The organism is Lysobacter gummosus (assembly GCF_001442805.1).
Taxonomy (GTDB): domain Bacteria; phylum Pseudomonadota; class Gammaproteobacteria; order Xanthomonadales; family Xanthomonadaceae; genus Lysobacter; species Lysobacter gummosus.
Genome location: NZ_CP011131.1, coordinates 129,035 through 150,486, shown reverse-complemented (window position 1 = coordinate 150,486; position 21,452 = coordinate 129,035). Strand labels below are relative to the sequence as shown.

The following is a 21,452-nucleotide window of genomic DNA, read 5'->3' as shown; positions in this document are numbered from 1 at the left end:
CGCCGCGACCAAGACGGTAAAGAGAAAGACAGCGCGACAATTTCCGCGGAGCATCGTTAGCTTCATTACGATATTCAGTTCAAGGGCCGTGCGGCTACCGTATACCGATGAGGCTCATCGTCTCGAGTGTTGAAACGTCCGATCGCACGGATGTCCCGACTCAGATTCGTCCGAAAAGCGTCGCGTAGGCCTCATCGCCACAAATCGGCGTCCTCGGGACCTTCTCGCGCCCCGGCCACACTCGCCCGCCCTGTAGGTCGTCAGTCATGGGTACGCGATTGCAACCCTCGGCGCCCCCGCCTCATCTCTATCCGTGAACCCGGACGGTGCGCCCCACCGCCCAGCCAGCCCAGGAAGCTCCAGGGCATGACTAAAGGGGGATATGACTTCCAGCACATATCAAGTTCTACCTAGGTGTTGTAGATTACCAACACACCGAAGCACTACCACCCCACGACACAGGACACCCGCCATGAACGCTCTGACCACCCGCACCGTCACCACCACCCCGAATTCGGCTCCGGCCACCACCGTCAACGCCGCCCCGGTTCGTCACCAGCACCGCCAGCGCGACTTCGGCGTCGGCTACGGCAATAGCAGCGGCTACGCCAGCAACCGCAGCTACACCAGCAACTGGGTCCAGCCGCGCTTCCGCTTCGCCTGATCCCGGATTGCCGTACATGGACCGGCCGTCCGTCGTGAACACCGACCGTTTCGCTTTCCGACCCGGACCGGCGCGCATAGCTCCCTGTTTCCCCCGCGCGCCGTTCCGGGCTTTTTGAAACGCACCGCGTTCCCGGCCAGACCCCGCCCGTCCCGCCGTACCCGTACACCGCACACCCGGTTGTAACGCCGCACCGATCAGGCCCTTCCGCCGCAACGGCGGTCCCGATGCCTGGTTTCCCACGCCCCCGGCTGGTCCGGCCGCTGCATCGCCGCTATCGTGACGCGATGAACGCATCCGACCCGACCCGCCCCGAGGCCGCGACGCCCGTCGCCAAGTCCATCTTCCGCAGCGCCGACACCGTCGATGACCTCAACCGGTATTCGCGCAACACCTCGATCGAACAACTCGGCATCGTCTTCACCCAGATCGGCCCGGACTATGTCCGCGGCACGATGCCGGTGGACGCCCGCACCCATCAGCCCTACGGCCTGCTGCACGGCGGCGCCTCGGTCCTGCTCGCCGAAACCCTGGGCAGCAGCGCCGGCAACCTGTGCTGCCCGGAGGGCAAGATCTGCGTCGGCATCGAGATCAACGCCAACCACGTCCGCGGCGTGCGCAGCGGCACGGTCACCGGCACGGCGCGGCCAATCCACATCGGCGGCAGCACCCAGGTCTGGGACATCCGCATCGAGGACGAAATCGGCGCGCTGGTGTGCATCTCGCGCCTGACCCTGGCCGTGGTACCCAAGCTGTGAGCCGGCGAGTAGGCTAAGGCTCCGTCCGGCACGCAGTTACCGCCGGCACCGCGCCCTACGCGAGGCCCCGTGCGCCGACCGACCATCAAAGATGTTGCCGAACTCGCCCAGGTCTCGCTGAAGACCGTATCGCGGGTGATCAACGACGAATCCGGCGTGCGCGCCCGCACCCGCGCCCGCGTGCACGAGGCGATCGCCGAACTCGAATACCGGCCCGACCCGTCCGCGCGCAGCCTGCGCAGCGCCCAGCCGTATGCGCTGGGGGTGGTCTACGACAACCCGAATCCGTACTACATCATCAGCGTCCAGAACGGCGTGCTCGCCGCCTGCCGCGAAACCGGCTACGGCCTGCAGATCCATCCCTGCGATTCGTCCTCGCCGTTGCTGGCCGCCGACCTGATCGATCTGGTCCAGGGCGCGCGCCTGGCCGGGCTGGTGCTGGCGCCGCCGATGTCCGAGCGCATGGAGCTGGTCAGCGAGCTGGTCGCGCACGGCATCAAGCTGGTGCGCATCGTTTCGGCCGCGGAGGACCCCAAGGACGGCTCGCCCTGCGTATGGGTGGACGACCGCGACGCCGCCTACGACATCACCGAGCACCTGATCCAGCTCGGCCACCAGCGCATCGGTTTCCTGTGGGGCGGCAAATCGCACCGCTCCAGTTGGGAGCGCTACAAGGGCTATGCCCAGGCGCTGAACGACTACGGCATCGCCGAAGACGAAAACCTGGTGCTGCCGGGCGACTATTCCTTCGACGACGGCTTCCGTGGCGCGCGGCGTTTGTTCGCGCTGCCCGACCGGCCGACCGCGATCTTCGGCAGCAACGACGAAATCGCCGCCGGCGTGTTGGCGGCGGCGAAGTCTTCCGGCATGCATGTGCCTTACGACCTGTCGATCGCCGGGTTCGAAGACAGCCCGTTCTCGAAGCAATCCTGGCCGACGCTGACCACGGCGCGGCAGGCGACGGAAGAAATCGCGCGCCATGCGGCGTATCGGTTGATCGCGGAGTTGCGGCGCGAGGGCGGGGACAAGCCGATGGACGTTCCGGCCAACGAAGGTTTCAGCCCGATCCTGGTGGTTCGCGGATCGACGGCGCCGCCGCGTCCGGCGCAGGGCTAAGGCGCGCGACCCGCGCGCCGCGGTTTTCCTCCTGATCTCCCCCGCTTTTGCTGTTCCCCCCTTTGAAAAAGGGGGGCAGGGGGGATTCGCTGTTGCTGTTGCTGCTAAAGGCAAAGGCAAAAGCCAAATCCCCCCTGCCCCCCTTTTTCAAAGGGGGGAACAGCAAAAGCCGGGGACGGATGGGCCGGCTCAGCGCCCCAACGCTGCCGCTTCCCTCGCCAGCGCCTCGATCTTCGCCCAATCGCCGGCCTTCACCGCCGCCGGCGGCGCCACCCACGAACCGCCCACGCAAGGCACGTTCTTCAGCGCGAGATACTCGTGCGCGTTGTGCACGCCGATCCCGCCGGTCGCGCAAAACCGCAGTTCCGGCAGCGGCCCGCCGAGCGCCTTCAACGCCGTCGCGCCGCCGACCGATTCGGCAGGGAAAAACTTGAGCTGGGTATAGCCATGCTCCAGCAAGGCCATCGCTTCCGACGCCGTCGCCGCGCCGGGCAGCCAGGGCAGATCGATGTCGCGCGCGGCCGCGATCAAGCCCGCCGCGCTGCCCGGCGACACCGCGAAGGTCGCACCGGCTTTCAAGGCATCGACGAAATCCGATGGCCGGCGCACGCTGCCGACGCCGACCGCCGCGCCTTCGACCTCGGCCGCGATCGCGCGTACCGCGTCCAACGCCACCGGCGTGCGCAAGGTCACCTCGATCGCCGGCAAACCGCCCGCGACCAAAGCCCGCGCCAACGGCACCGCGTCCTTCAGCTCGTCGATCACCAACACCGGCACCACCGGCGCCAGCGCCAACACCGCGGCGATACGCGTTTGCAGATCCTGCATCGAACTCATTGCCTGGCTCCAGTCGTTTTCGGAACGGTGACACTCTTATTTATCGGCGTGGGCGAACGATGTTCAACCACGCATCTCTCATGCCGTCATTCCCGCGAAGGCGGGAATCCAGTGACTTTCGTGCGAGAACGTTTGAAGTCACTGGATTCCCGCCTTCGCGGGAATGACGAGCAAAGGCCCTCAGGGCCGCGCCGCCACTTCATCGATGTGCTTGAGCAGATCCGCCGGATCCTCGTATACGCGAAACCCGCCTGCGCGCTCGAGTTCATCCTGGCCGTAACCGCCCGACAACAGCCCCACGCCGAGCGCACGCGCGCGTCGCGCGGCGAGCAGATCCCAGATACTGTCGCCGACCACGACCGAGTGCTCGATATCGGCGCCGAGCTTGTCCGCGGCGGCGAGGAACAAATCCGGATCGGGCTTGGCGTACTTGACCATGTCGCGGGTGATCACCACCGATACCGCCGGATCGACGCCGAGCGCGACCAGATTGTGGCGCGCGGTTTCCATCCGGCCGCTGGTGGCGATCGCCCACGGGATCTTGTTTTCGGTCAGATAAGCGAGCAGTTCGACCGCGCCCGGCAAGGGGCGAATTTGCGTGGCCTGCTGGCCGTAGGCCTGCGCGTGCAACCGATGCAGGCGCTCGATCCGTTCCGGGGTGATGTCGATTCCGGTCTCGCGCAGCAGGATGTTGGTGAACAAGCCGCCGCTCATGCCGATCTTGCGATGGATGCGCCAGACCGACAGCGGAATGCCGTCGGCGTCCAGCGCCTGTTTCCAGGCCAGCACGTGCTGGTAGACGCTATCGACCAGGGTGCCGTCGAGATCGAACAGGAAGGTGCTGCGTGCGGGGGCGGGCATGGCTTGCTCCTGGGAGCGGGATTCGGGATTCGGGATTCGGGATTCGGGATTCGGGATTCGGGATTCGGGATTCGGGAACAGCGTACTTACCTGTCGTCATTCCCGCGAACGCGGGCTCTGCTTTTCTTCGGCGGAGCCGAACATCCAGTGTCTTAGCCGTGACCTGCCCGAAAGTCGCTGGATTCCCGCGTTCGCGGGAATGACGACTTGGTGGATGACGCTGAAGTCTCTGGATGTTCGGCTCCGCCGAAGAAAAGCAGAGCTCGCCTTCGCGGGAATGACGGCCGGGCGGATTCGAAGTCGGTCATCAGCAACGCCGCATCCGCGACATCGCAATCAAGCAGACGACCGCATCCGCCAACCCTCAAAGCGTCACCGTTCCAAACACCCCCGCGCCGCGATCGGCCGGTGCGGCGTAATCGCGGAACGCCGCGAACAACTCGCGACCCACGCCGGCGTGATGCGAAGACAAATCGGCCGTCGCGCATTCGCGCGAAGCCCAATCGGCCGGCTCGATCACCTGCAAGGTTCCGGCCACCGCATCCACCCGCAGCACGTCGCCGTCGCGCAGCTTCGCCAGGGCGCCGCCGCTCATCGCTTCGGGGGTGACGTGGATCGCCGCCGGCACCTGACCCGAGGCGCCGGACATGCGGCCGTCGGTGACCAGGGCGACGCGATGGCCGCGCTTTTGCAAGACCGACAAGGTCGGGGTGAGCTGATGCAGTTCCGGCATGCCGTTGGCGCGCGGGCCCTGGAAACGCACGACCACGATCACGTCGCGATCCAGTTCGCCGCGCTCGAAGGCCTGCTTCACTTCATGCTGTTCGACGAACACCCGGCACGGCGCTTCCACGACCCAGCGGTCTTCCGGCACCGCCGAGACCTTGATCGCCGCGGTGCCCAGATTGCCGCTGAGCACGCGCAAGCCGCCGTCGGTGCGGAAGGGTTCGGCGACCGGACGCAGCACCGCGGTGTCGCAGCTTTCGCGCGTGCTCGGCACGTACACCACTTCGCCGTCGTCGCCCAATCGCGCTTCCACGCGATAACGCGCCAGCCCCGGACCGGCGACGGTTTCGACGTCGCCGTGCAACAGGCCGTGATCGAGCAGTTCGCCGATCAGGTACGCCAGCCCGCCGGCGGCGTGGAAATGATTCACGTCGGCGCTGCCGTTCGGGTAGACGCGCGCCAGCAGCGGGATCGCCGAGGACAGCGCATCGAAATCCTCCAGGCGCAGATCGATCCCGGCCGCGGCGGCCATGGCGATCAGATGCAGCAGGTGATTGGTCGAACCGCCGGTGGCGTGCAGGCCGATCACGCCGTTGACGATCGCGCGCTCATCGACGATGCGGCCGATCGGCCGGTAATCCTCGCCCAGCGCGGTGATCTGCGCGGCGCGCACCGCCGCCAGCGCGGTCAGCGCGTCGCGCAGCGGCGTGTTGGGATGGACGAAGCTGGAACCGGGCAGGTGCAGGCCCATCAGCTCCATCAGCATCTGGTTGGAATTGGCGGTGCCGTAGAAGGTGCAGGTGCCCGGGCCGTGATAGCTGCGCGCCTCGGCTTCCAGCAACTCCTCGCGCGAGGCCTCGCCGGTCGCGTAGCGCTGGCGCACACGCGACTTTTCGTCGTTGGGCAGGCCCGAGGTCATCGGCCCGGCCGGCACGAAGATGCCCGGCAGATGGCCGAAATGCAGCGCGCCGATCAACAACCCCGGCACGATCTTGTCGCACACGCCCAGGTACAGGCCGGCGTCGAACATGTCGTGCGACAACGCGATCGCCGTGGACATGGCGATGACGTCGCGCGAGAACAGCGACAACTCCATGCCGTCGCGACCCTGGGTGACGCCGTCGCACATCGCCGGTACGCCGCCGGCGACCTGCGCGGTGGCGCCGCAATCGCGCGCGGCGGCCTTGATCAGATCGGGAAAGCGCTCCAGCGGCTGATGCGCGGAGAGCATGTCGTTGAACGAGGTGACGATGCCCAGGTTGGGCGCGTAACCGGTGCGCAGCGCGGCTTTGTCGCCGCTGGCGCAGGCGGCGAAACCGTGCGCTAGATTGCCGCAAGACAGGCGTCGCCGATGCGGGCCGCTGCTCTGCGCCGCGTCGATGCGGGCCAGATAAGCATTGCGGCGCGCGCGGCTGCGTTCGGCGATACGGTGCGTGACTTGCGCGACAACGGGATGCAGTTGGGTATTCACGTTTACTCGTTCGGTGCGAGGCGCCGCACGCGGCGCGAAACAGTTCCCCCCCCTTTGAAAAGGGGGTTAGGGGGATTTGCTCTTCCTACACCTTCCTGAGAAGCAAAGGCAAAAGCAAATCCCCCCGCGCCCGCTGCGCGGACGCGGCCCCCTTTTTCAAAGGGGGCGACAGCAAAAGCCGCAGCTGGGAGGGGAGGGAGCTATGGCTTGGCTGTCTCAAGAGCCCAATATTTCGCGGGCCCCAATAAAACGCTTGCGCTTGGCCGGTTCGAACTCAACCGGCTTCGGCCGAATCAAGGGCTCCAATAAAGCGTAGGCGCCACCGGCGCGCCGCTGAGCACCGAGCGGATCGGCAGCGCGCTGCGCGGATCGCGCTGCGCGCCTTCGAGCACGGCGCGCTTGCTCTCGCCTTCGATGTGCAGATAGATCGCCGGCGCGGTGAAGATCGCGCTCAGGGTCAGGGTCATGCGCGGCTCGGGCATCGCCGAGGTGCGCACCGACATCACCGGCGCGCGGCCGCGCGGCTGCAGACCGATCTCGCGCAGCGCCGGATTGTCGTAGCCCAGGTCCGGGAACAACGAGGCCACGTGGCCGTCCTCGCCCATGCCCAGCACCACCACATCCAGCGGCAGGCCTTCGTTGGCGATCTTGGTCAGCACCGGCATCAGCGCCATTTCCGGGGTCGGCGTCGGCCGGTACATCGGCAGCAGACGGGCGACGGCGGCGTTGTTCTTGAACAGATGCTCGCGCAGCAGGCGCTCGTTGGAACGCGGATGCTCCGGCGGCAACCAGCGCTCATCGACCGGCAGCACGGTCACCCGCGCCCAGTCCAGCGTCTGCGTGGACAGCGCGTCGAAGAAACGCTTGGGCGTGTTGCCGCCGGACAAGGCGATGCACGCCTCGCCATGCCGCGCCAGCGCGCCACGCAGATCGGCCGCGACCTGTTTGGCCAAAGCCTGCGCGAGCTGTTCGCCATCGTCGAACAGGCGCTCATGCAACGGCAGCGGCAAGGGTTCGATCACTTTGAGTCGCTCAGCCTGCATCTTCATGCCACGTTCTCCCATCGCGTTCGATCAGCGCCACCGCGGCGCTCGGACCCCAACTGCCGGCCGTGTACGGGCGCGGCGCTTCGGCGCCCGCGGCCCAGGCGGCGCGGATCGGGTCGATCCACTTCCAGGCCGCGTCGACTTCGTCGCGGCGCATGAACAACATCGGATTGCCGCGCACCACGTCCATCAGCAAACGCTCGTAGGCGTCGGCCTGACGGCCGCCGAAGGCCGCGGCGAAACTCATGTCCAGCGGCACGTGGCGCAGGCGCAGGCCGCCGGGGCCGGGCACCTTGTTCATGAGCCACAGCTTCACGCCCTCGTCGGGCTGCAGGCGCAGCACCAGCTTGTTCGGTTGCAGGCGGCTGGACGGATCCTGATCGGTCAGATCCTCGAAGATCGAATGCGGCACCTGGCGGAAGGTCACCACGATCTCCGACACCCGCTCGCCCAGGCGCTTGCCGGTGCGCAGGTAGAACGGCACGCCGGCCCAGCGCCAGTTCTTCACTTCGGCCTTGATCGCGACGAAGGTTTCCGTCAGCGACTGCGCGCCCAGTTCCTGCGCGTAGCCCGGCACCGCGGTGCCATCGACCGCGCCGGCCTTGTACTGGCCGCGCACGGTGGACTGCGCCGCGTTGCCGTTTACGATCGGGCGCAGCGCGCGCAGCACTTTCAGTTTTTCGTCGCGGATCGCGTCGGCGGCCAGCGAGGACGGCGGCTCCATCGCCACCAGGCACAGCAGCTGCAGCAGATGGTTCTGGACCATGTCGCGCAGCGCGCCGGATTTGTCGTAGTACGGCGCACGCGATTCCACGCCCACCGTTTCGGCCACGGTGATCTGCACGTGGTCGATATGCTCGGCCTTCCACAGCGGCTCGAACAAGGCATTGCCGAAGCGCAGCGCGGTGAGGTTCTGCACCGTCTCCTTGCCGAGGTAATGGTCGATGCGGAAGATTTGCGTTTCGGCGAACACGCGCGCCAGCGCGTCGTTGATCGCATCGGCGCTGACGCCGTCCTTGCCCAGCGGTTTTTCCACCACCACGCGGGTCTTGGGACTGACCAGGCCATGCGACTGCAGGCGATCGGCGACCACGCCGAACAGGTCCGGGCCGACCGCGAGGTAGAACACCCGCACGCGTTCGTCGCCGGCGAATTCGGCGGAGAACTCCGGCCAGCCGCTGTCGGAACTCAGATCCAGGCGGCGATACAGCAGCAGCGACAGGAAGCCTTCCACCGACTGCGACTCGCGCGCGTCCAGATTGGCGAACTTGGCCAGCGCGTCGCGCACCCGGCCGCGGTAGTCCTCGTCGCTCTGGGTGTCGCGGGCGATCGCCACGATGCGGGTGCCGGCGACGATCTGGCCGTCGGCATACCGATGGAACAGCGCCGGCAGCAGCTTGCGCAGGGCCAGGTCGCCGGTGCCGCCGAAAATCACCAGATCGAACGGGGCCAGCGGCGCCAGATGCGGGGCTTGCGAGGGAGTCGGCACGGAGTAGACGCTCATGGACGGGCTCGGACAGGTCTGGATGGAACCATACCAGCAAAGATACCAGTAAGATACCACTTCGGCAAATTAACCATAAATCAATTGGTTACAACGGCGTTACAGGCCTTTGTTGCCGTCAATGGTCTGCGACTGGTATCTTTTTGCCATGCAGGGCTATCTCGAAAGCGAATTCCGCCGCCAGTCCGATGCGCGCCGCGCGCCGGCGTACCAGCACCTGCGCCGGACCCTGCAGCACGCGATCGACAACGGCGAGCTGACCGCCGGCCAGGCCCTGCCCGGCGAGCGCGAGCTCGGCAAGCTGCTGGACCTGTCGCGGGTGACGGTGCGCAAGGCCATCGCCGGGCTGGTCGAGGACGGGCTGCTGGTGCAGCGCCAGGGCGCCGGCACCTTCGTCGCCGAGCGCATCGTCAAATCGTTCTCGCGCCTGACCAGCTTCACCGACGACCTGCGCGCGCGCGGGCTGGACCCGCGTTCGACCTTCCTCGAGCGCGGCGTCGGCGAGGTCACGCCGGAAGAAGCCATGGCGCTGAATCTGTCGCCGGGCGCGCAAGTGATCCGCTATTACCGTTTGCGGACTGCCGAGAACGTGGCGCTCGCACTCGAACGGACGGTGGTCCCTGTCGCGGTGCTTTCGAATCCTGACTTGGTGGAAAACTCGCTGTACGAAGCCTTCGCCAAGCTCGGCATCCGCCCCGCCCGCGCGCTGCAGCGCCTGCGCGCGATCGCCTTCGACGCCGAACAGGCGCGGCTGATGAATCTGCCCGAAGGCGCGCCCGGCTTGTTCATCGAACGCCGCACCTTCCTCGACGACGGCCGCGTCGTCGAGTTCACCCGATCCTTCTACCGCGGCGACGCGTACGACTTCGTCGCCGAACTGCAGAGCGAAACCACCCCGTGAGCACCGACACCTTGCTGGACGCAACAAGCACGCGCATGTACGCCGAAGCCAACGAGTCGGGCGACGCGGTCGCGCGCCAATTCGCCGCCAACGCCGACATCATCGACGACCTGGTCGAACGCCTGCGCAAACAGCCGCCGCGCTTCATCGTCACCTGCGCGCGCGGCAGCTCCGATCACGCCGCGACTTACGGCAAGTACCTGTTCGAAACGCAACTGGGCTTGGTCACCGCATCGGCCTCGCCTTCGGTCGGCTCGGTGTACGCGATCAAGCCCAAGCTCGAAGGCGCGCTGTTCGTGGCGATCTCGCAGTCGGGCAAGAGCCCGGACCTGCTGCGCAACGCCGAGATCGCCAAGGCCGCCGGCGCGCACGTGGTGGCGCTGGTCAACGTCGCCGATTCGCCGCTGGCGCAGCTGGCCGACACCGTGCTCGGCCTGCACGCCGGCCCGGAAAAGAGCGTCGCCGCGACCAAGAGCTATCTGTGCTCGCTGGCCGCGCTGCTGCAACTGACCGCGCGCTGGAGCAACGACGCCGGCCTGTTCAACGCCGTGCACGCGCTGCCCGACGCGCTGCGCGAGGCCACGCGTCAGGACTGGTCGCCGCTGGTCGAAGGCCTGGTCGATGCGCGCAACCTGTTCGTGCTCGGCCGCGGCCTGGGCCTGGCCGCGGCGCAGGAAGCGGCGCTGAAATTCAAGGAAACCTGCGGCCTGCACGCGGAAGCCTTCAGCAGCGCCGAGGTCAAGCACGGGCCGATGGCGATCGTCGGCCCCGGCTTCCCAGTGCTGGCCTTCGCCCAGGACGACGGCACCGGCGACAGCACGGTCGCGGTCGCGCGCGAGTTCCGCGCGCGCGGCGCACCGGTGTGGCTGGCCGCGCCGGGCATCAGCGGCGGCGATGCTTTGCCGCTTGCGCGCTCTTCGCATCCGGCGATGACCCCGCTGATCACCGTCGCCAGCTTCTACAAGGCGGTCAACGCACTGTCGGTGGCGCGCGGGCACAACCCGGACCTGCCGCCGCATCTGAACAAAGTCACCGAGACGGTTTGAGGAACGCCCGCATGTCCGCCACCGCCTTCGTCAACGGCCGCGTGCTCAGCGAGCGCGGATTCGAGTCCGATCTGAGCGTCATCGTCGAAGACGGCCACATCGTCGCGGTCCTGCCCGGCGCGGCACCGGCCGGCGCGGACACGGTCGATCTGCGGGGCCGCTACCTCACGCCGGGCTTCATCGACACCCAGGTCAACGGCGGCGGCGACGTGCTGTTCAACGATGCGCCCACTGTCGATGGCCTGCGCCGCATCGCCGCGGCGCATCGCAAGTTCGGCACCACCGGTCTGATGCCGACCCTGATCAGCGACGATGTCGAGGTGATGGCGCGGGCGATCGACGCGGTGCGCGAAGCGATGCGGCAGAACGTACCGGGCATTCTCGGCATCCACCTGGAAGGCCCGTACCTGGCCGCGGCGCGCAAGGGCGTGCACAACCCGCACAAGTTCCATACCCCGGGCGAGGACGAACTCGATCTGGTCGCCTCCCTGGGCGTCGGCAAGACCATGCTGACGCTCGCGCCCGAGCGCTTCGGCAACGACACCCTGCAGGCGCTGGCCGCGCGCGGCGTGCTGGTCTGCGCCGGCCACACCGCCGCCGACTACGGCCGCCTGCGCGAAGCCTTCGCCCACGGCGTGCGCGGCGTCACCCATCTGTTCAACGCGATGACTCCGCTGGGCAGCCGCGAACCCGGCGGCGTCGGCGCCTGCATCGAAAATCCGGATTCGTGGTGCGGCGTGATCGTCGATGGCGAACACGTGCACGACGCCTCGTTGCGCATCGCCATCGCGGCCAAGCCGCGCGGCAAGATCATGCTGGTCACCGACGCGATGCCGCCGGTCGGCGGCGACACCGAGGACTTCGTCCTGTACGGCGAAACCATGACCTGCCGCGACGGCAAGTGCACCACCGCCGACGGCACCCTGGCCGGCTCCGCGCTCGACATGGCCGGCGCGGTGCGCAACACCGTGCAGCGCCTGGGCCTGCCGTTGGACGAAGCCTGCCGCATGGCTTCGACCTATCCGGCCGAATTCCTCGGCCTGGGTCACGAGCTAGGCCGCATCACACCGGGCTATCGCGCCGATCTGGTGGCGCTGGACGATTCGCTGCACGTCACCGACAGCTGGATCGGCGGCGCCCGCTAAGCTAACCGCCCCACGCGCAAGCACCGAAATCTCCATGGGAGGGAGCTTCAGCCCCGACCAACCGAAGCCGCGCATCGCCGAAATCGCCGGCGTTTCATGGACAAGTGGTCTGAGCCTTCCAGCGCAAGAGCGAGCGAGCCCAGCGCTCAGTGCAACCCCACCTTTCCCTTCATCGCCTCGAAAATCGCCTCGGTCCTGTAGCCCTTGCCCGCCTTGAACACCAGCGGCATGCGCTCGATCGCGCGCGCATCGCGGGTCGGATCGCCATCGATCACGACCACATCCGCGCGCTTGCCGGCCTCCAGGCTGCCGACGCTCTTGTCGCGCCCCAGATAGCGCGCGCCGTTCAGGCTCGCCACGCGCACCGCCTGTTCGAAAGTGAAACCGGCCTCGACCATCAACTCGAGCTGGCGCTTGCTCGCATAACCCGGAATCACGCCGCCGTAGCCGGTCGGGTCCGTGCCGGCCATCAACAAGCCGCCGGCGGCGACGAAACGCCGCTCCCACTGGCCGAGCTTGGGCAGCAGACGCGCCCAATCCTGGCCGCCCGGCTTGGATTGCATCGCCGTCCAGCCCGCTTCGTATTGTTCGCGCACTTCCGGCAGCAATAACGACAGCGCCGCCTCCGACACCTTGGGCCGCTGCGCCGCCAGGGTCTCGATCACGGGCAAGGTCGAGGTCAGCGCGACCTTGCGCTCGACCAGCAGCTCGATCAGCCGCTGCATCTGCGGCGCGTCCACGTCCAGATCGGCGAGCGATCGGGTGATCGACGCCGGGCAGACATCGGGCTGCTTGTCGGCGACGAAGTCCGAGGCGAAGGAGAAGCCGTGCTCCAGATTGTCGATGCCCATCGCCGAGGCTTCGGCGAACGTCACCGAACACAGATGCGCGGTGACCTTGCGCGAACGCCGGTGCGCGACCTCGATCATGCGCTGCAGTTCGTCGCGGCGAATCTGCATGTAGGCCTTGTACGAATCCACGCCCTCGTCGGCCCAGTAGTTCACCGCGCGCTCGGCATCGTCGGCGCCGTCGAGCACCTTCACCGCCAGCACCGGCAGGCCGGGGCCGTTGAGCAGGGGCGAGGTGACTTCCATGTCAGGGCCGATGATGGCGCCGTCGGCGATCTTCTTGCGCATGTTGAGATCGGCGTAAGGTTGCATCGCAGCGGCCGTGCGCAAGGTGGTGACGCCTCCGGCGAGGTACAGCGACGGGAAGCTGTGCACCATTTCGGAATAGTTGCCCTGCCCGGTCGGGTAGAACATGTGCTCGTGCATCATCACCAGGCCGGGCAGCAAGGTCTTACCCTTGGCATCGATCACGGTTGCGCCCTTGGGCACGGCGACCTTCGCGCTGGCGCCCAGGGCGCGGATTTTTCCGTCTTCGATCAGCAAGGTCTGATCGCGCCGGATCGGCGCGCCGGTGCCGTCGATCACATCGGCGTGGGTGAACGCCAATAGCGACTGATCGTAAGCGACGAACGGCGGGCCGGCTTTCGCCGCGGGCACGGGCGTGGCCGCGGGCGCCGCCGGCTCGTGGGCGATGGCGAGCGCGGACAGACCGCAGGACATCAGCAAGGCGATCGAACCTTTCCACTTCATGGAGACTTCCGGCCGGCGGCGAATTGAACGACGCCGATCAGCGTATCGCATCCATTGCGGCATATCGATGGCGCATGGGTGTCGCGGCGGAGCGCTGCGCGCCGGCGAACGCCATTCGGCAGCGTTCGCGCAATCGCGGCTCATCACGGCCTCGCCGGCATCGATACGACCGTGTGCGCAGGCATCGACACCACGCGCGATCGAAAAAGTTCGAACTCGCCGACGGCATGCGCACTCGCGATTGAATTTTTACGCATCGACCCGCGGATATCCCGGCCAATACTCGCAGCGGCACCATTTGCGGAAATGAATGCTGATTAAGAGTTGTCACGTGCGACGCGCCATCCGCGCATCCAAACGATGTCGCCGCTGCACACACGCCCGCGTACGCCGGCCGTCGGCCGATCCGGATCGCATATCCAGCTCCTAAGGTGTCCCGCCAATCCTCGGACGATCACGACGCCCATGCGAGTTCTGCGGGAACCGGCCACCCTCGCGCAGCCGAGCCGATGCGGCCGGGTGTCGCTGTCGCGGCGCATCGCGCTGCTGCTGTTGGTCAGCGTGGCGAGCACTTCGCTGCTGTTGCTGGACGATCGCCTGCAGCAATTGGTCAATCCGCACAACCTCGCCGTGTTCAAGCCAGGCTGGTGCGCGGCCTTGATGCTGATCGTTACCTGCCTGTGGCTCAGCGGCAGCCGGATCGCCGCCAACGCGGTGATCGCGCTGTTCGCCGGCATGCAGTTGCTGCAGCTGTGCCATATCGCCGCGATCGGCCGTCCGCTGTCGCCGTTGGACATCGCGATGATTCCGCATCAATCGCGCGACATCGGCGAGGCAGTGCGCGCCGAGCTCGGCCAGAACTGGCCGAGCCTGCTCGCCGGCGGCGTGCCGTATGCGCTGCTGCTCGCGCTGTTCAATCTCGGCCTGCCGCGCGTGCCGCTGCCGCGCCTGCGTTGGGCTTGGTTGCTGGTGGCCCTGGTCCTGGCCTTCATCCCGTACAGCGCCGCGCGCCGCAACATGATGCGCTTCATGCCGCAGCCCCAACGCAGTTCGCTGCACAATTCGCTGATGGCATTCGGCTACTACGCCGCCAACCTGAGCGGCGCGTCGGTGCGCAGCGACGCCGATCCGTATCGCCCCTATGTCGTCGAACGCGATGCGCGCAGCGATGCGGCGAGGCCGCACTCGATCTGGCTGGTGATCTTCGACTCCACCCGCACCGATCACTGGGGCATGGCCGGCTATGCGCGCGACACCACGCCGGTGATGTCGCGCTGGGTCGCACAGGGCGATGCGCGCTGGCATCGCGGCGTGGCCGGCGCCGCGGCCACGCGCGCCTCGACGGCGCTGCTGCTCAACGGCGTGCGCGAGCCCGGCCACCTCGAACAATTGCGCTCGCATCGCGGCAATCTGTTCCGACTGGCGAAACAGGCCGGCTATCGCACCTATTGGCTGTCGACCCAGTACGGCAACGATCTGCTGGAACACCAGGACAAGGCGGGCATCGACGTTACGCGCACACGCGAAACCGATCCGGAGCCGGTCGCCGCGGTCGGCGACGATGCCATCATCGACATGCTCGCGCCGCTCAAGCCCGGCGAGCCGCGATTGATCGTGCTGCTTCTGCGCACCGCGCATTTTCCGTACGAAGACGCGTATCGGCGGCGCGCCACGCCGCCGCCACAATGGCCGGATACGGCGGTGTCCTCGCCTGCGCAGCGCAAAATCGACGCCTACGATCACGCGATCGCCTATCAGGACGATCTGGTCGGCCGCCTGTACCAGCGCTTCGAGGCCTTGGACGAACAAGGCCTGTTCGTGGTGACCTCCGATCACGGCCAGATGCTCGGCGAAGACGGCGTGTGGGGCCACAACGTGCTGACGCCGCAGATCGCGCAGGTGCCGATGCTGGTGCGCAGCCGCGGCCCGGCGCAACCGCCGCTGGGCGAGAACGGCGAGTGGATATTCCATAACCAGCTCGCGTTCGCGCTGGCCGCGCGCATGGGCTATCGCATCGACAATCCCAACGCGCAAGCGGGCCGGTACTTCCTGCAGGGCTCGGACGCGTTCGGCGACATCCTGTTCCGCGAAGCGCGCGTGGCCGATGGCCAACTGGTGCTGGGCGAATTGTCGGGCCTGCGGCCGGCATCGTCGCGCTGACAGACCGACACGGTCGCGGACTATCATCGGCCACGGATGCCACCGCCTCTCAAGGAAGGATTCGACATGAGCGACGACCGTACCGACCACAGCAGCTACGCTCCCTTCATTCTCATGGACCGCGGCGGCTATCGCTCGCTGCTGCTGACCGAGCCGGGCATGGAAGCGAAACAGCATGTGTTCGCCGAACACGAGGCCGCGGGCTGGAGCGGCAACGGCTACGACTGGAGTTCGATCGCGCAAGCGGTGGTGGCCGAGCGCCTGCCACGGTTGCAGGGTCGGCTGTCGTTCGACCCCGAGGCCGGCATGCTGTCGGTATCCGGCGAACGCGCCGACCTGGAAGCGCTGGGCACGGCGCTGCGCGCGGTGTATCGCGATGAGGCCGATCTGCGCGACCTGCTCTCGCGCGCGGAACTCGACTGACGCGCGAAGCGGGCGGCGCCTGCGCGCACGGGCTTCGTTGCCCGCGTCATTCCTGAACAGGGACAGCACCGGACCCGTTCATCTGCAGGGCGAATCCGTGCGCGTGGTCATGCCTCGCGGATTCACGCCCACAGGGCACACCGGCGGCGCCTAGCGGCCCGATTGAGCACACAAGCTATAATTCCGAGTCTTTGCTCGGCCCCGGCGCGCCACCGCCGGCCCGCGCGGATCGCCGAACGCCCCCGCCAGCCAACCCGCGGCACCGCCGCGAGAGCCCGCCATGACCAGCACCGCAGAACTCAGCTCGCCCTCGTCGGCGAATACTTCCCTGACCAATTCCGTCCTCGATCCGGATTACTCGCTCGAGCACAAGTACACCCGTCAGGAAGGCCGCATCTATCTGTCCGGCGTGCAGGCGCTGGTGCGTCTGCCGCTGATGCAGCGCCTGCGCGATCAGGCCGCGGGCCTGAACACCGCCGGCTTCATCTCCGGCTACCGCGGCTCGCCGCTGGGCGGCTTCGATCTGGAGCTGTGGCGCGCGCGCAAGCACCTGGAAGCGGCCGGTGTGAAGTTCACCCCCGGCCTCAACGAAGACCTGGGCGCGACCATGGTCTGGGGCACGCAGCAGACCAATCTGTTCCCTGGCGCCAAGGTCGAAGGCGTGTACGGCATGTGGTACGGCAAGGGCCCGGGCGTGGACCGCACCGGCGACGTGCTCAAGCACGCCAACGCCGCCGGCACCAGCAAGTACGGCGGCGTACTGGCGCTGGCCGCGGACGATCACGCCTGCCGCTCCTCGACGCTGCCGCACGGCTCGGAGGGCGAGTTCACCAGCGCGATGATGCCGATCCTCAATCCGGCCGGCGTGCAGGACATTCTCGACATGGGCCTGATCGGCTGGGCGATGTCGCGCTACACCGGCCGCTGGGTCGGCTTCAAGACCATCGCCGAGACGGTCGAATCCTCCGCCTCGGTGGACGTGAATCCGCTCGCGCTGAACATTCTCACTCCGGACGATTTCATCCTGCCGCCGGGCGGTTTGAGCATCCGCTGGCCCGATCCGCCGATGGATCAGGAAATGCGCCTGCACCAGTACGCGGTCAAGGCCGCGCAGGCGTTCGCGCGGGCCAACAAGATCGACCGCATCGTCATCGATTCGCCGAACGCGCGCTTGGGCATCATCACCACCGGCAAGAGCTACCTCGACGTGCTGCAGGCGCTGGAGTACCTGGGCCTGGACGCGCGCGCGTGCTCGGACCTGGGCCTGCGCGTGTACAAGGTCGGCATGACCTGGCCGCTGGAACCGGTCGGCCTGCGCGCGTTCGCGCGCGGCCTGGACGACATCCTGGTGGTCGAGGAGAAGCACGCCTTCATCGAAAGCCAGATGAAGGAGTCGATGTACAACTGGGACGGCGAGCGGCGTCCGTCGATCGTCGGCAAGTACGACGAAAGCGGCGAGTGGATCCTGCCGTCCACCGGCGAGCTGACCCCGGCGCGCATCGCCGGCGTGATCGCGCGCCGCATCCAGCGCTTCCACAACTCCGAGCACATGGAAAACGTGCTGCGCTGGATGGAAGAGAAGGAAAGCGAACTCGCCCTGCCGCGCGCCTCGTTCCCGCGCGTGCCGCATTACTGCTCGGGCTGCCCGCACAACACCTCGACCGTGGTGCCGGAAGGCTCGCGCGCGCTCGGCGGCATCGGTTGCCACTACATGGTGACGTGGATGGACCGCGACACCAACACCTTCACCCACATGGGCGGCGAAGGCGTGACCTGGTCGGGGCAGGCGGCGTTCACCGAAACCCAGCACGTGTTCCAGAACCTCGGCGACGGCACCTACTTCCACAGCGGCTCGCTGGCGATCCGCCAGTCGGTCGCCACCGGCGTCAACATCACCTACAAGATTCTCTACAACGACGCGGTCGCGATGACCGGCGGCCAGCCGGTGGACGGAACCTTGTCGGTGCCGCAGATCGCGCACCAGGTGCGTTCCGAAGGCGTGCACACCATCGTGCTGCTGTCGGACGACATCGCCAAGTGGAACAAGCGCGAGCTGTTCCCCAGCGACATGGAATTCCACGACCGCAAGGAACTCGACGCGGTGCAAAAGCGCCTGCGCGAGGTCAAGGGCACCAGCGTGCTGATCTTCGATCAGACCTGCGCGACCGAGAAGCGCCGTCGCCGCAAGCGCGGCAAGATGGTCGATCCGCAAAAGCGCGTGATGGTCAATACCCTGGTCTGCGAAGGCTGCGGCGATTGCGGCAAGAAGTCGTTCTGCGTGTCGGTGCTGCCGAAGGAAACCGAATTCGGCCGCAAGCGCGAGATCGATCAGTCCAACTGCAATAAGGACTATTCCTGCGTCAACGGCTTCTGCCCGAGCTTCGTCACGGTGGAAGGCGGCGGGCTGAAGAAGAAGAAAGGCTCCTCGGCCAAGGATCGCCTGAACAATCTGCCGATGCCGCCGCTGCCCGCGCTGGATCAGCCTTGGAACATCCTGATCACCGGCGTCGGCGGCACCGGCGTGGTCACCATCGGCGCGCTGCTCGGCATGGCCGGTCACCTGGAAGGCAAGGGTGCGAGCGTGCTCGACCAGACCGGCCTGGCGCAGAAGGGCGGCGCGGTCACCACGCATATCCGCATCGCCAAGACCCCGGCCGACATCCACGCGGTGCGCATCGCCGCCGGCGAAGCGGATCTGGTGCTGGGTTGCGACATGGTCGTGGTCAACGACTACTGGGCGCTGTCGAAAGTGCGCGCCGGCCGCAGCCAGGTCGTGCTCAACAGCTACGAAGCGATGCCGGGCACCTTCACCACGCGTCCGGACATGCAGTTCCCGGCGACCGACATCGTCGCGGCGATCAAGCAGGCGCTCGGCGGCGAAGATCCGTTGATCGTCGATGCGACCCAGCTGGCCACCGCGCTGCTCGGCGACGCGATCGCGACCAATCTGTTCATCCTCGGCTACGCCTGGCAGCGCAGCCTGGTGCCGATCGCGTTCGACGCGCTGATGCGCGCGATCGAGCTCAACGGCGCGGCGATCGAAATGAACAAGACCGCCTTCGCCTGGGGCCGCCTGGCCGCGATCGACCCGCAGTCGGTGGCGCAGGCCGCCGGCGTGACCCGCAAGGTGCCCACCGCCGCCGAGGCCACCCCGCGCGACCTGCCGCATCTGGCGCCGGGCGAATGGGAAGGCAACGAATGGGGCGCGACCTCGGCGCCGCGCGCGACCCGCAACGAAGACGAACTGCGCCACGTGCCGGCGCGCGCGGACAGCGACAACGTCGCCTTCCTGCCGCTGGACGATCTGCGCCTGTCGCGCTCGCTGGACGAACTGATCTCGCGCCGCGTGTCGTTCCTCACCGAGTACCAGGACGCCGCCTACGCCAAGCGCTATTCCGATTTCGTCGCCAAGGTGCGCGAAGCCGAGCAGAGCAAGGCGCCGGGCTCGACCGACCTGGCCGAGGCGGTCGCGCGTTACTTCTTCAAGCTCATGGCCTACAAGGACGAGTACGAAGTCGCGCGCCTGTACACCAGCGGCGAATTCCAGCGCAAGCTGGAGCAGCAGTTCGACGGCGACTACAAGCTCAAGTTCCATCTCGCCCCGCCGCTGCTGGCCAAGAAGGACGCGCAGGGTCGCTTGATCAAGCAGGAATTCGGCCCGTGGGTGTTCACCGCGTTCAAGTGGATGGCCAAGCTGCGCAAGCTGCGCGGCGGCAAGCTCGACATCTTCGGCTACACCGAAGAACGCAAGATGGAGCGCCAGCTGATCGCCGACTACGAGCAGACCGTCGGCGGCCTGCTGGCCTCGCTGGACGGCGGCAACGTCGATCTGGCCGCTGAAATCGCCAGCATCCCGGAGCACATCCGCGGCTACGGCCACGTCAAGGAAGAGCACCTGCACAAGGCCAAGGCGCGCGAGGCGGAGTTGATCAAGGAATTCGGCAATCCGTTGCGGATTGTGCAGGCGGCTTAAGGTTCGGTTCGGTTGGATTTAGGCAAAGGCCCCGCGGAAGCGGGGCTTTTGTTTGGTGGGTGTTTTTGGTCGCTGATTTGCCTTTGTTCGTCGTTCCGCCTTTGCTTCGGCTTTGGCCTTTGCTCGTCATTCCCGCGAACGCGGGTTCTGCTTTACTTCGGCGAAGCCGAATATCCAGCGACTTCAAACGCCCTCGCACGAAAGGCACTGGATTCCCGCGTTCGCGGGAATGACGTTCTGAAAGATGACGCTAAAGGCTCTGGATGTTCGGCTCCGCCGAAGTAAAGCAGAGCCTGCCTTCGCGGGAATGACGCGCCCTGGGGTAATGGCGCTCAAGCCCACTCGCCGCAACAACGACGTGAACAACGTCGAACCCCAACTCAAATCGCCTGCAACGCCCGCTTCACCACCCGCGTGCTGCCATCATCGCTGCCGCTCACCATCGCGTAGTTGTAACCGCCGCGCGACCAGTACTGCGCGAGCAGGTCGCCGTCGCGGCGGTCGCCGCGCGGCAGCAGGTAGCGGTGCGGGCCGGGCGGGCGGATGTAGAAGCTGATCGCGTTGCCGGCGGCGTCTTCATACACGATCAAGGCGGCGGCTCCCTGGTCGGTGGCGAGCAGGCGGCCGCCGACTTGCCTGAAGCCCGAGCCGCTCAGGTCGGGCAGTTTCATCGGTTGGCGGAAGTTCGCTTCCAGCCACGGCTGCAGATCGGCGGCGACGCGGTCGGGTTGCAGGTCGTGACGCACGGCGAACAGGCGATGCGCCTGGATCGCATCGGCCATCGGCGCCGCGCTCGCCAATGCGGGCGGCGCGGCCGGCTGCGACCATTCGCGCGCCTGCCAGCCGCCGAGACCGCCGACGCCGATGCTCAACAGCACCGCCGCCGCCATCGCGTAGCGCGCGCTGCGCCGGCGCGCGAGTGCGCCGCGCACGCGCGCGGGATCGAGTTCGGACGGCGGCGCCAGGCTTTCGCCGGCCAGGGCCGCGCGCAGTTGCTGCGCGTCGCGCTGCCAGGCCTGGATTTCCACCAGCCGCTCGGGATGACGGCTCAACCACGCCTCCATGTCGGCGCGGCTCGCGGCGTCCAGGCGTCCATCGACGTAGGCGTGCAGATCGTGTTCGTTCGGGGGCGTGCTCATGGGGTGCTCATCGGGGCGATATCGAACCGATCGCGACGGCGATCGGATTCGTTGCGATCAAGGGAGGCGATGCCGGCCGGGCAT

At 67.2% G+C, this 21,452-nt stretch carries 16 protein-coding genes; 9 read left to right on the top strand and 7 right to left on the bottom strand.

Annotated features, from left to right (window positions below; translation table 11 throughout):
* The first annotated feature begins 472 nt into the window (after positions 1–472).
* From LG3211_RS00645 to LG3211_RS00635, 3 genes are all read left to right on the top strand, one after another.
* Positions 473–664 carry a hypothetical protein gene (locus LG3211_RS00645; protein WP_057941148.1) on the top strand — a complete coding sequence of 64 codons (192 nt, stop codon included), beginning with the start codon at positions 473–475 and terminating at the stop codon, positions 662–664.
* A 287-nt stretch (positions 665–951) separates the two neighbouring features.
* Positions 952–1,422, top strand: a complete 471-nt coding sequence (locus LG3211_RS00640) for a hotdog fold thioesterase (protein WP_083512202.1) — start codon at positions 952–954, stop codon at positions 1,420–1,422.
* A gap of 69 nt (positions 1,423–1,491) precedes the next feature.
* Positions 1,492–2,538: a LacI family DNA-binding transcriptional regulator gene (locus LG3211_RS00635; RefSeq protein ID WP_057941147.1), complete on the top strand. Its 1,047-nt coding sequence runs from the start codon at positions 1,492–1,494 to the stop codon at positions 2,536–2,538.
* A 189-nt stretch (positions 2,539–2,727) separates the two neighbouring features.
* Here LG3211_RS00635 and eda read toward each other — a convergent pair whose 3' ends face one another.
* From eda to zwf, 5 genes are all read right to left on the bottom strand, one after another.
* Entirely contained in the window at positions 2,728–3,375 is a 648-nt protein-coding gene (eda, locus tag LG3211_RS00630) for a bifunctional 4-hydroxy-2-oxoglutarate aldolase/2-dehydro-3-deoxy-phosphogluconate aldolase (RefSeq protein WP_057941146.1), read from the bottom strand.
* A gap of 180 nt (positions 3,376–3,555) precedes the next feature.
* Entirely contained in the window at positions 3,556–4,236 is a 681-nt protein-coding gene (locus LG3211_RS00625; RefSeq protein ID WP_057941145.1) for an HAD family hydrolase, read from the bottom strand.
* Between the two features lie 364 nt (positions 4,237–4,600).
* Positions 4,601–6,433 (bottom strand): phosphogluconate dehydratase, encoded by a 1,833-nt coding sequence (edd, locus tag LG3211_RS00620; protein WP_057941144.1) that lies wholly within the window; start codon positions 6,431–6,433, stop codon positions 4,601–4,603.
* A 293-nt stretch (positions 6,434–6,726) separates the two neighbouring features.
* On the bottom strand, positions 6,727–7,482 hold the full coding sequence (gene pgl, locus LG3211_RS00615; RefSeq protein WP_187313109.1) for a 6-phosphogluconolactonase: 756 nt from the start codon (positions 7,480–7,482) through the stop codon (positions 6,727–6,729).
* Complete coding sequence (gene zwf, locus LG3211_RS00610) at positions 7,466–8,983, bottom strand: glucose-6-phosphate dehydrogenase (protein WP_057941143.1); 1,518 nt, start codon at positions 8,981–8,983, stop codon at positions 7,466–7,468. The genes pgl and zwf overlap by 17 nt, the downstream gene beginning before the upstream one ends.
* 148 nt (positions 8,984–9,131) lie before the next feature.
* On the opposite strand from zwf, the gene LG3211_RS00605 reads away from it, so the two are divergent.
* From LG3211_RS00605 to nagA, 3 genes are read left to right on the top strand one after another with little or no spacing between them, the layout of a single operon-like run.
* On the top strand, positions 9,132–9,884 hold the full coding sequence (locus LG3211_RS00605; protein ID WP_057945170.1) for a GntR family transcriptional regulator: 753 nt from the start codon (positions 9,132–9,134) through the stop codon (positions 9,882–9,884).
* A gap of 35 nt (positions 9,885–9,919) precedes the next feature.
* Positions 9,920–10,930 carry an SIS domain-containing protein gene (locus LG3211_RS00600; protein WP_057945169.1) on the top strand — a complete coding sequence of 337 codons (1,011 nt, stop codon included), beginning with the start codon at positions 9,920–9,922 and terminating at the stop codon, positions 10,928–10,930.
* 11 nt (positions 10,931–10,941) lie between these two features.
* Entirely contained in the window at positions 10,942–12,075 is a 1,134-nt protein-coding gene (gene nagA, locus LG3211_RS00595; protein ID WP_057941142.1) for an N-acetylglucosamine-6-phosphate deacetylase, read from the top strand.
* A 146-nt stretch (positions 12,076–12,221) separates the two neighbouring features.
* On the opposite strand, the gene LG3211_RS00590 is transcribed toward nagA, so the two are convergent.
* Complete coding sequence (locus LG3211_RS00590; RefSeq protein ID WP_237049805.1) at positions 12,222–13,673, bottom strand: amidohydrolase family protein; 1,452 nt, start codon at positions 13,671–13,673, stop codon at positions 12,222–12,224.
* 465 nt (positions 13,674–14,138) lie between these two features.
* On the opposite strand from LG3211_RS00590, the gene LG3211_RS00585 reads away from it, so the two are divergent.
* From LG3211_RS00585 to LG3211_RS00575, 3 genes are all read left to right on the top strand, one after another.
* Complete coding sequence (locus tag LG3211_RS00585) at positions 14,139–15,833, top strand: sulfatase-like hydrolase/transferase (protein WP_057941141.1); 1,695 nt, start codon at positions 14,139–14,141, stop codon at positions 15,831–15,833.
* Between the two features lie 66 nt (positions 15,834–15,899).
* Entirely contained in the window at positions 15,900–16,256 is a 357-nt protein-coding gene (locus LG3211_RS00580; RefSeq protein ID WP_057941140.1) for an Imm51 family immunity protein, read from the top strand.
* A gap of 280 nt (positions 16,257–16,536) precedes the next feature.
* Positions 16,537–20,229: an indolepyruvate ferredoxin oxidoreductase family protein gene (locus LG3211_RS00575; protein WP_057941139.1), complete on the top strand. Its 3,693-nt coding sequence runs from the start codon at positions 16,537–16,539 to the stop codon at positions 20,227–20,229.
* Positions 20,230–20,609: 380 nt separating this feature from the next.
* On the opposite strand, the gene LG3211_RS00570 is transcribed toward LG3211_RS00575, so the two are convergent.
* Complete coding sequence (locus tag LG3211_RS00570; RefSeq protein ID WP_057941138.1) at positions 20,610–21,368, bottom strand: anti-sigma factor family protein; 759 nt, start codon at positions 21,366–21,368, stop codon at positions 20,610–20,612.
* Positions 21,369–21,452 lie beyond the last annotated feature (84 nt).